The following is a 10,518-nucleotide window of genomic DNA, read 5'->3' on the forward strand; positions in this document are numbered from 1 at the left end:
TCATCTCCTCACGGCGCGGCCCTTCTGAATATCGAAGTGGCCGCCCGTGGGGATCACCAGGGACAACGGGAATCTAGTCCTCGTTCTCGATGAAAGGAACAATGAAGGGCCCACAACGTGACCCCCAACGCCCGGCTACTTAGCGGCCTCAACGAACCATGGAAGCACGGCGTTGGCAGGCGGCCACAAGCACATTTTCAGCCCGGAACGGGCGTCCCGCAAGGGACACAAAGGCTACTTACTTGGGGAGTGGGGCGGGGGCGTGCTCTGCCTCGCTGGGGTGGGTCCCGCCGTCGAGCGGCTTCCGGGGCCCGAAGCGGCGCCACCCGAGGGCCAGCAGCGGCCAGGCGAGGATCAGCGCCACGATTGCGTACACCGCCACGCCCACGGGCTCGTTCCACAGCCCGTTGATGTCGCCGGCGCTTAGCTGCAAGGCCTTGCGCAGCTGGCCCTCGAGCCGGGGGCCCAGGATCAGGCCGATGATCAGGGGCAGGACCGGAAGGCCGAAACGCCGCATGGCGAAGCCCAGGGCACCCAGCACCAGCAGGATGATCAGGTCGAACGCCTGCATGTTGACCGCATAGGCGCCCAACGTGGCGAAGAACAGAATTCCTGCGTACAGGTAGGGCCGGGGAATCCGCAGCAGCTTGGCCCACAGGGGCGCCATGGGCAGGTTGATCACCAGGAGCAGGGTGTTCCCGATGAACAGGCTGGCAATGAGGCCCCAGACCAGCACGGGCTCGTTCTGGAACAGGAGGGGGCCGGGCTGGATGCCGAACTGCACCAGGGCCGCGAGCATGACTGCCGCGGTGGCGTTGGTCGGCAGGCCCAGGGCCAGCAGGGGAGTCAGTGTGCCGGCGGCCGAGGCATTGTTGGCGGCCTCGGGACCTGCCACGCCTTCAATGGCACCATGCCCGAATTCGTCCTTGTGCTTGGAGAGCTTCTTTTCGATCGAGTAGGACAGGAAGGTGGGGACCTCGGCGCCGCCCGCCGGCATGGCGCCGAACGGGAAGCCAAGCGCGGTGCCGCGGAGCCACGGCTTCCAGGAGCGCTTCCAGTCCTGTTTGCCCATCCATGGCTGGCCCACCGGGATGGTGGACATCTTGTTGCGCCGAAGGTGCGCCGCGATCCACAGGGCTTCACCGACGGCGAAGATCGCCACGGCCACCACTACGATGTCCAGGCCATCGGTCAGCAGCGGGATGCCGAAGACCAGGCGCTGCTGGCCGGTCACAGGATCCATGCCGATCAGGCCGATGGCCAGGCCGAGGCCAAGGGACGCGAAGCCGCGGAGCTTGGAGGCTCCCAGGACGGCGGTCACGGTCAAGAGGCCCAGGACCATGATGGCCAGGTAGCTGGACGGGCCCAGGCTCACCGCGAACTTCACCACGAAGGGGGCGAAGGCTGCCAGGAGCGCGGTGCCGATGGTGCCGGCCACGAAGGAGCCGATGGCAGCCGTGGCCAGGGCCTGTGCCGCCCGGCCTGCCTTCGCCATCTTGTGGCCCTCGATGGCCGTGATGACGGTGGAGGATTCGCCGGGGGTGTTCAGCAGGATGGATGTGGTGGAGCCGCCGTACATGCCGCCGTAGTAGATGCCGGCGAACATGATGAGCGCACTGGTGGGCTCGAGGTTGTAGGTCAGCGGCAGGAGCAATGCCACCGCCATGGCCGGGCCGATGCCCGGCAGCACGCCCACCGCTGTGCCAAGGAGCACGCCGAGGCAGGCAAACAGAAGGTTCATGGGGGTCAGCGCTGTGGCAAACCCGCCCAGGAGCAAGTTGAACGTATCCATATCAGAGGATTCCTGCCAGGATGCCGGCGGGCAGTTTGATGCCCAGCCCGAAGTAGAAGCCGTAGAAGGTTGCCAGGGCCATGGCCACGGAGATGAGCCCGTCGCGGACATAGTTGCGGCCGCCCAGGGCCCACACGCTGCCCCAGAAGAGCAGCGCCCCGGAAATGACCCAGCCGGCAACGTCGATCAGCAGGATGTTCAGGATGAAGGCGCCCACCAGGGGGAGGACGGTTTTCCAGTCAGTGGGGTGGCTCAGGTCAACGTCCTCGCCCTCTTCTGCCTGGCCGCGCCCGCCGCGCAGGACGTTGATGGCCAGCAGGACGGCAGTGACCAGGAGCAGGCTCCCGATGATGATGGGCATGGTCTTGGGGCCCACGGGATCGGACACTGAATACGGGACCGCTAGCCGGGACGCGTCCCAAAGAACGACGGCGCCGGCCGCCCCGAGCAGGGCAGCAATGCCAAGCTCGGAGCGGCCCTTGCCCGCCGCCGGTTTGCCGGCGTCGGTGGTTTGCTGCGTCACGCCAGCCCCAGTTCCTTCAGTACATCGGCAACTCGCTTGTCCTGGTCCGTGAGGAAGGTCTTGAACTCGTCGCCCGTGATGAAGGCGTCGGTCCAGCCGTGCGTCTTCAGGGCGGTCTTCCATTCCTCGCTGCCGTGCATCTTGGTCAGGGTTTCCACGATGCGGTCGCGGTCGGCGTCGGAAACGCCCGGAGGGGCCACGATGCCGCGCCAGTTGGTGAAGACGAGGTCGATCTTGGATTCCTTGAGGGTGGGGGCGTCCACGCCATCCAGGCGGGACTCGCCGCTGGTGGCCAGCACGCGCACCTCACCGGACTTGATCTGGGACATGTATTCGCCGGCGCCGGAGGCGGCAAAGCCGATCTTGTTGCCCAGGATGGCCGGGAGCAGGTCGCCGCCGCCGTCAAAGGAGACGAAGTTGACCTTCTTGGGGTCGATGCCCACGGCCTTTGCAAGCTGCATGGGGAGCAGGTGGTCCGGGCCGCCCGGGGAAGAACCGCCGCCGACGGCGATCTTGGACGGGTCTTCCTTCCAGGCCTTCACAAGATCGTCGATGGTCTTGTACGGGGAATCCTTGCCCACCATGATGGCGCCCGGTTCCTGGATGAGCCGGGCCAGGGGAGTGGTGGCCGTCAGCTTCGCCTCGGACTTGTTGGTGTAGCTGGCCCCGACCACGCCCAGGCCCATGAGCATGGCCAGGTCCTTGTTGCCCTTTTCGTTGACCAGGCGCGCCAGGCCGACGGTGCCGCCCGCGCCCGCCAGGTTGAAGACTTCGACGTTCGTGGCGGTCTTGGTCTCGCCCATGACCTTTGCTGCGGTGCGGGCAGTGGTGTCGTAACCGCCGCCCGGGGTGTTGGGGACCATGATCCTCAGCCCGGTCAGCGGGCCTGAAGCCGATGAGCTGCTGCTCGCCTTGCCGGCATCGGCGCTGCCGGTCACACCGCAGCCTGTTGCTGCCAGTGCGATGCCTGCAGTCACGGCCAGGGCGCGCAATACGTTCAATCGACGCATGATGTTCCTCTTCTCGTCATTGGTGGGAGTAGCTCCACGCTATGGCCACCCGTGACGCAGGTCACGCTTGTGTTCTCAAAGAACGTTTTGTTCATTGTGGTCACAGCCGCAATCGGTTTTCCGTGCCCGATAATGAATGGACCTCCACCCTTCCGAAGGAACCCCCTGTGCCCAATGATGCGCTGCCCAAAGATGCGCGGCTCAAAGATGCGCTGCCGAAACAGGCCCAGCCGCACGGTGCCGGCAGGCCCAGATTCCTGCGACGGCGCCGGCTGTCCTTGGCGGGGCAGCTCCTGGGGTTTCAGCTGCTGATTGTCCTGGCGGTGCTCTTGGGTGTCATCGCGATCTCCCTGGCGCAGTCCACCCAGACCTTTGAGCGCGTGGAAGGCAGGAGGGCGCTCTCCGCCGCCGAATCGCTGGCCGCGATGCCGGTGGTGCGCTCGCTGCTTCCGACGGCGGAGCCCCGCCAGGGTGCCGCCCTGCCCTCGGTGGCTGAGTCCGCCCGGACAGTGTCCGGGTCCAGCTTTGTCATCCTCGCCAAGCCGGACCTGACCATTCTCACGTCCCCGGACAGCTCCAAGCTGGGCACGCCCCTGGACCTCGGGTCCAGTGCAGTGCGTGAAGGAAGGGCGTGGACCGGTGCGGTCAGCATGGAGGGCAGCACGTCGCTGGTGGCCCACGTGCCAGTGCTCGACGACGGCGGCACCATGGTGGGCATCGTCGCCGTCGGGCGCCAATACCCCTCTGTCCCGGAGCGGCTGGGCGAGGCGGTCCCCAATCTGTTGACCTACCTGGGCGTCTCGCTGGCACTGGGCGCCGCGTGTTCGCTGCTGCTTTCGCGTCGCATCAAGCGGCAGACCTTCGGCCTGGAACCGGGCGAGATCGCCGGGCTTGTGGAACACCGGGAAGCCATCTTGCACGGCGTGAAGGAAGGGGTCATCGCCCTGGACCCGCATGAGCGGATCACCGTGGCCAATGAAAGCGCCAGGCAGTTCCTGGAACTTCCGGAGGACTGCGTTGGCCGGACGCTCGAGGAGCTGGCCATGCGAAAGCAACTGCGGGAGGACCTCACCACGGAGCAGCCGGACCCGGACCGCCTGGTCCTGGTGGGTGAGCGGCTGGTGGTGCTGAACCGGAAACCCATGCGCTCCCACGGACGCGTCATCGGCTCCGTGACCACCCTGCGCGACCGGACCGAGCTGTCCTCGCTGGAGAAGGAACTCGGGGCCACGCGCACCACCACGGACACGCTCCGGGCGCAGACCCACGAGTTCGCGAACCAGCTCCACACCATTTCCGGGCTGATCCAGCTGGGCGAATACGAGGAGGTGGTCAGCTTCGTCAACGGCGTCAGCCAGAGCCGGAACCGGCTCTCCGACGACGTCACCTCGCGGATCCACGACCCCGCGCTCGCGGCCCTGCTCATCGCCAAGACCAGCCTGGCCGGCGAACGCGTGGTGACCCTGCAGCTGGATGAGGACTCGCGCCTTGGCCGCGTGGACGAGCAGCTTTCGCGCGACCTGACCACGGTGGTGGGGAACCTGGTGGACAACGCCATGGACGCCGTCACGGGAGCCCCGGAAGCCACGGTGCGCATCCGCGTCACCGAGGAAACAGACCACGTGCTGGTCACCGTCCGCGACTCGGGCCCCGGCGTCGCCCCGGAGCAGATGGATGACATCTTCCGGCGCGGCTTCACCACCAAAACATCAACCGGCGACGGCGGCCGGGGCTTCGGGCTGCCGCTGACGCGGCTAGTATGTCTGAGGCGCGGCGGCGAGGTGGGCGTCCGCAACGACAAGGGCGCCGTTTTCACAGCACGCCTGCAGAAGCGGAGCCCATTGACATGATCAAGGTCCTGATAGTCGACGACGACTTCATGGTGGCCAAGGTCCACTCCGGATTTGTCCGGCAGACCCCCGGGTTTGAGGTGGTGGGCGTCGCCCACACGGGCGCCCAGGCGGTCATCGAGGCCCGGCGCCTCATGCCCGATCTGGTCCTGCTGGACATCCATCTGCCGGACATCAGCGGCCTCGAGCTGCTGCATCAGCTGCGGGAAGCCGTACCCGAGCTGGACGTCCTGGTCATCAGCGCCGCACGCGAGGTGGACACGGTCAGGCGAGCGCTGCGCGGAGGCATCGTCCACTACCTGATGAAGCCGTTCTCCGGTGATGACCTGCGCGAGCGGCTGGAGCACTACCGGCGAAGCTATGGTTCGCTGGATTCCTCGAAGAGCACGGCGGAACAAGCCGACGTGAACCGTGTGTTCGGGCTGGGCGGGACGGCGCGTCCGCTTCCCAAGGGTTTCAGCACCGAGACCTTGAGTCTTGTGGAGGATCTGCTCCGCAAGGCCGGCGCGGATCTGTCCGCCACCGAGGCCGCTGACGCGCTCGGCACCTCGCGGGTCAGCGCCCGCCGGTATCTCGAATACCTCGTGGAGGAAGGACGCGCCGCGGTCCAGCTACGCTACGGCGGGATCGGCCGGCCCGAGCGCCGGTACAAAGGCCTGGGCTGAATTACTGATTTTCGGAATCGGGTTGTCACAGATTGTGCGCGGGCGGTGTCTTCATGTCGAAGGACCAAAACCGACCCGCAGGAGGAATCATGACTACCCGGATCCCGGCCGCAGAAATCACCGGCCTCTATGGCACCCTGGTGAAGAAGTTCAGCGTAAAGATGTTCGGCAAGGTGCCGGAGTCGCTGGGCGTTATGTGGCACAACCCAGCCGTGCTCAAGGCATCCATGGGCATGGGCCAAAGACTGCAGAAATGGGACAGCTGCGACGAGTCGCTGAAGTCCTACGCCCACATGGCAGTGGCCTCGCTCATCGGCTGCACATGGTGCCTGGACTTCAACTACTTCATGGCGCACAACCACGGCCTCGACCTGGAGAAGGCGCAGCAGATTCCGCGCTGGCGCGATTCCGGGGTCTTCACGCCCTTGGAGCGTGATGTCCTGGAATATGCCGAGGCCATGAGCACCACGCCCGTGACCGTCACCGACGAGCTTGCTGCCCGGCTGCTCGAGCAGCTCGGCGCACCGGCGCTGGTCGAGCTGACCAGCGTGATCGGCTACGCCAACCTCACCACCCGCGGCAACGTTGCGCTCGGCATCGAGTCCGAGGGCTTCGCGGATGCCTGCGGCCTGAAGCCGCTCGCGGCGCCAAGCGGGCGCGTAGTAGCGTGACCGGCATGAGCAACCCCGGGACCACGGACAGATCGGACGTCTTCGTCGCCCACCGCAGCCTGCTCTTCACCGTCGCCTACGAGATGCTCGGCTCCGCCGCCGATGCCGAGGACGTGGTGCAAGAGGCCTGGCTTCGGTGGGCCGCCTTGGGTGCCGAAGCCCATGCGGAGGTGCGTGACCCGCGTGCCTATTTCGTCCGTATCGTCACCCGCCAGGCACTCAACCGGATGCGCACGCTGAGCCGACGGCGGGAGGAGTACGTGGGGGAGTGGCTGCCAGAGCCGCTGCTCACCGTCCCCGATGTCGCCGAGGACGTGGAGCTGGCCGAGAGCGTTTCGATCGCCATGCTCACTGTCCTTGAATCGCTGACCCCGGTGGAGCGGGCGGTCTTCGTGCTGCGGGAGGTGTTCGACGCACCCTACGACGAGATCGCCGAGGCCGTGGGCAAGTCGCCGGCGGCCGTGCGCCAGATCGGCAGCCGGGCCCGCTCCCACGTGGCCGCGCGACGCCCCCGGATGCAGGTGGACCGCAGCGAACAGGAGAAGGTCGTCGAACGGTTCATCGCGGCGGTGACCACCGGGGATGTGCAGGGCCTGATGGATGTCCTGGCTCCCGACGTCGTCCTCGTCGCGGACGGCGGCGGCGTGGCGCAGGCCGTACGGGTGCCGGTCTACGGTGCCAAGAAGGTGGTCAACCTGCTGAAGTCCTTCCCACAGGCCGCGATCAACCCGAAAATCGCCCTGCTCTGGCTCAACGGCGGCCTCGGCATCCGGATCGACGACGAAGCCGGAGGTCCGTCACTCATCAGCGTGGTGGTGGAGGACGGCAGGATCGCACGGATCTTCGCCATGCGGAACCCGGACAAGCTCGGCTGGCTGGAGGCGGAAACCCAGCTCGCGCGCTAGCAGCTCCGCCGCCGGGACGCTTGCCCGGGAAGCTCAGTTGAGCGGCGAGAAGGCGAGTTCCAGGATGAACGCCACGGCCGCGGTGACCAGGGGCGTGAGGACCCAGAACGTCAGGATCCTGATGACAAGCCTGCGGTTGGTGCCGGAGAAGGACTGGTTGGTACTGGCGCCGAGGACTGACGCCGTAAGCGTGTGCGTGGTGGAAAGCGGCAGGTGGAGCCCGATGGCGCCGATGAACAGCATGACCGAGGTCAGCGTCTGCGCCACGAATCCCCGCAGCGGATCCACATGGGTCAGTTTGTGGCCCAGGGTGTGGGAGATCCGCCATCCGCCGAACAGGGTGCCTGCGGTCAGCATGGCGGCCGTGAGGAGGAGCACCCACAGCGGGACCTCGCTGCCGCTGGACAAGCCGGCCGCAACGAGTGCCAACAGCACCACGGCCGCCGTGCGCTGGCCGTCCTGGAGCCCGTGGCCGAATGCCACGGCGGCCGTGGAGACTGCCTGCGCCCGGCGGAAGCGGCCGTTGACCACATCCGGCTGGGTATAGCGCGCCGCCCACGTCACGGGCCAGACGAGCAGGTAGGCCACCACGAAGGCGATGACCGGCGACAGCACCAATGGCAGGACCACCTGGGTCAGCAGCACGTTGTCCACTCCGCCCACGGCATTGCCGCCCACCACCACACTGGCCGTGGCGGCGCCGATGAGGCCGCCCACCAGCGAGTTCGTGGAGGACAGCGGAATGCCGCGCCACCATGCGTACACGCCCCACAGGATGGCGCTGCCCAACGCTGCGGCGAGCATGGTCAGGCCGCTGGCGCCGCTGGGCAGGGTGATCCAGGACTGGGTGAAGGCGAGCACGAAACCGCCGCTGAGCAGGGCGCCCACAAAATTGAAGATGGCTGCCAGCAGCACGGCAACGGAAGGCGTCAGGGCCCGGGTCCGGGTGGACAGGGCGACGGCGTTGGAGACGTCCCGGAAGCCGTTCAAGAAGGCGAAACCGGCGGACAGCCCCACTACCAGGACGAGGAAGGCGGGGGTCACGTCACGATTCCTTGACGATGATGCTGCCTACCTGCGTGGCAACCTTCCGCATTTCCTTGGTGACGTGCACCAGCTGGTTGGCGATGTCCCGGTGCCGGGCGTACTGGGCGGACTTCAGGTCCCTGAGCTGCTCGGCAACCCAGACCCGGTGCGTGCGCTCGGCACGCTTGGCCAGCCGCAGCATCTCGATCCAGTAGTCCTCCAACTCATCGAGGTTGTCCAGCTTACGCATGGCGTCCACCGTGAGTTCGGCCTGGCGGCTGATGATTTCCAGCTGGTCCGCGGCGCGCTTGGGCAGGCGGTCCAGCTTGTACAGGGCAATGAGTTCGCCCGCGGCGTCCAGCTTCTCCATGGCATCGTTGAGGTGCCGGGACAGGGCGTACATGTCCTCGCGGGGGAGCGGGTTCACGAAGCTGGTGCGCATGTGCGTCAGGAGTGCGAAGTGCAGGTCCAGGGACTTGGACTCGTGCTCGTGCAGCTCTTCGGCCAGGCGCTCGTGCTCACTGGCCTGTGCGCCCAGGATCTCCGACATGGTTCCGGTGGCGGCAAGGATCTGGCCGGCCATCTGTGCGAGAAGGACCAGTCCGGCGGGTTCCTGGGGAAAGAGGCGCAGCTTCATGGTGCCTTCGGTGTCGGAGGGGCAGGTGGTACCGGCATCGTTGCCATGGGCATAAAAATGGTGCCGAACCGGATACGCCTCTCGGCGGTAGGCCGCTCGAAGCGGCTATAAGTTGAAGCCCGGGGGTTTCGCGGTTCGACACCAGTTTCAGTTTTCTACGTCCGCCGGGCTAAGTCAACATTGACAGCCGGGCCGGGAAGTGGTGGGCTGGCAGGGGTTCCACCACGGACGGACTGTTAGTCCAGCTCGCCCAAGCGCCACGCATTTGCGGCGTGCTCAAGGTCCTCGGCGGTCTTCACGAGCTGGTGGGAATTTCGCGTCAGCTTGCTCGCGTGGCCCTCGTTGGAGTGCTCGGCGCCGTCGGCGATGGTGGCCTGGCCGAGCGCCACGACCCGGCAGAAAGCCGCCGAACGTTCCAGCGCGACGTCGAAATCGCCGTCGAACGCCCCGTGAAGAATAGCGTCCGCCATGCTCCTCATTTCGTCGGCGCCGGGAGGTTCAGCGGCGCCGGCCACCACATTGGAGACCTGTGCCGTGTCACGGCCGGCCTTGAAGTACACGGAAATCCGCTCGGAATCCTGCATGGTGGCCGCACGCAGTGCGTAGAGGCGCCAGAGGGCACCGGGCAAGGACCTGGCCGGGCTTTCGGCCCACATTTCCGCGATGGCTTCCAGGCCCTGTTCGTCGGCCAGTTTCACGAGACGCTTGGTGACCTTGGGGTCATCGCTTTCGCGGCCGCGGCGCACCAACGCCTGCGCGGCGAGGTGGGCGGCCTCGGATACCCGCGCGGGGTCTGCCCCGCCGGCGAACGGTTCATAGTCTATGGGCGCGAAGGGCTTGGGCTTGTGGTGCCTGTTTGCTCCGCCGTAGGCGCGGGGTCCTGGCTGTTCGCTCATGCCACCACGCTACTCCCGTGTGCCGCCGGGGTCGAGCAGCGTGCCTTGGGCCAATGTGCCACAGCCCACCCCGAGGTGGGGTAAAGTATCTATCGTCCAGAAATGGACTGGGCCGGCTGTTTCGACAACCGGCAGGGGCCTTTAGCTCAGTTGGTAGAGCATCGGACTTTTAATCCGTGGGTCGTGGGTTCGATCCCCACAGGGCCCACCCTTTCGCAGGCCAGAGACACACAGTCTCTGGCCTGCTGTTGTTTGCGCGGGATTTTGGAACAAGTCTGATTTTGTGAATCGAATAACCTCGGCGTGTCCTAAGGCCGACTCGCCGCGTGGTTAGTACAGGGTATTGACTTAATTTTTCGCACAGGCGTAATCTCCCGATTGGGTCGCATCGGCGGCCCAGCAGACGGTCCGGACCGAGCCTCTGGGGGCGCTCCGGCACAACGCAACGTCGTGGTCTTCTCAGAGGCCACGAGCGCCACGATGGCAGGCAGCAACGCCTGTCCCGGCGCTTTCCGGATTCGCATCATCCACGAGGCAAACGTG

Annotated in this window: 10 protein-coding genes and 1 tRNA gene; 5 read left to right on the plus strand and 6 right to left on the minus strand. The window is 66.4% G+C overall.

Going from position 1 to position 10,518, the window contains the following annotated elements; translation table 11 throughout:
• Positions 1-238: 238 nt before the first annotated feature.
• The 3 genes from NVV90_RS00870 to NVV90_RS00880 are packed head-to-tail and all read right to left on the minus strand — an operon-like array spanning position 239 to position 3,325.
• Complete coding sequence (locus NVV90_RS00870) at positions 239-1,792, minus strand: tripartite tricarboxylate transporter permease (RefSeq protein WP_258439316.1); 1,554 nt, start codon at positions 1,790-1,792, stop codon at positions 239-241.
• A gap of 1 nt (position 1,793) precedes the next feature.
• Positions 1,794-2,315, minus strand: a complete 522-nt coding sequence (locus NVV90_RS00875; RefSeq protein WP_258439317.1) for a tripartite tricarboxylate transporter TctB family protein — start codon at positions 2,313-2,315, stop codon at positions 1,794-1,796.
• A complete protein-coding gene (locus NVV90_RS00880) occupies positions 2,312-3,325 on the minus strand; it encodes a tripartite tricarboxylate transporter substrate binding protein (protein ID WP_258439318.1) in 1,014 nt (337 codons plus the stop codon). Before NVV90_RS00880 ends, NVV90_RS00875 begins: the two co-directional genes overlap by 4 nt.
• Before the next feature lie 272 nt (positions 3,326-3,597).
• Between NVV90_RS00880 and NVV90_RS00885 the strand changes: the two genes are divergently transcribed.
• The 4 genes from NVV90_RS00885 to NVV90_RS00900 all read left to right on the plus strand — a co-directional run bounded on the left by NVV90_RS00885 (position 3,598) and on the right by NVV90_RS00900 (position 7,416).
• Complete coding sequence (locus NVV90_RS00885) at positions 3,598-5,175, plus strand: sensor histidine kinase (RefSeq protein ID WP_258441025.1); 1,578 nt, start codon at positions 3,598-3,600, stop codon at positions 5,173-5,175.
• Positions 5,172-5,840, plus strand: a complete 669-nt coding sequence (locus tag NVV90_RS00890; RefSeq protein WP_258439319.1) for a response regulator — start codon at positions 5,172-5,174, stop codon at positions 5,838-5,840. The genes NVV90_RS00885 and NVV90_RS00890 overlap by 4 nt, the downstream gene beginning before the upstream one ends.
• Positions 5,841-5,929: 89 nt before the next feature.
• Entirely contained in the window at positions 5,930-6,511 is a 582-nt protein-coding gene (locus NVV90_RS00895; protein ID WP_258439320.1) for a carboxymuconolactone decarboxylase family protein, read from the plus strand.
• Between the two features lie 5 nt (positions 6,512-6,516).
• A complete protein-coding gene (locus NVV90_RS00900) occupies positions 6,517-7,416 on the plus strand; it encodes an RNA polymerase sigma-70 factor (protein ID WP_258439321.1) in 900 nt (299 codons plus the stop codon).
• 33 nt (positions 7,417-7,449) lie between these two features.
• Here NVV90_RS00900 and NVV90_RS00905 read toward each other — a convergent pair whose 3' ends face one another.
• From NVV90_RS00905 to NVV90_RS00915, 3 genes are all read right to left on the minus strand, one after another.
• Complete coding sequence (locus NVV90_RS00905) at positions 7,450-8,460, minus strand: inorganic phosphate transporter (RefSeq protein ID WP_258439322.1); 1,011 nt, start codon at positions 8,458-8,460, stop codon at positions 7,450-7,452.
• Position 8,461: 1 nt separating this feature from the next.
• Positions 8,462-9,079, minus strand: coding sequence for a DUF47 domain-containing protein (locus NVV90_RS00910; protein WP_258439323.1), 618 nt, complete (start codon positions 9,077-9,079; stop codon positions 8,462-8,464).
• Positions 9,080-9,315: 236 nt separating this feature from the next.
• Positions 9,316-9,975: a hypothetical protein gene (locus tag NVV90_RS00915; RefSeq protein WP_258439324.1), complete on the minus strand. Its 660-nt coding sequence runs from the start codon at positions 9,973-9,975 to the stop codon at positions 9,316-9,318.
• Between the two features lie 135 nt (positions 9,976-10,110).
• Between NVV90_RS00915 and NVV90_RS00920 the strand changes: the two genes are divergently transcribed.
• Positions 10,111-10,183 (plus strand) — tRNA-Lys (locus NVV90_RS00920).
• The last annotated feature ends 335 nt before the right edge of the window (positions 10,184-10,518 follow it).

Source organism: Arthrobacter sp. CJ23, from assembly GCF_024741795.1.
Taxonomy (GTDB): domain Bacteria; phylum Actinomycetota; class Actinomycetes; order Actinomycetales; family Micrococcaceae; genus Arthrobacter.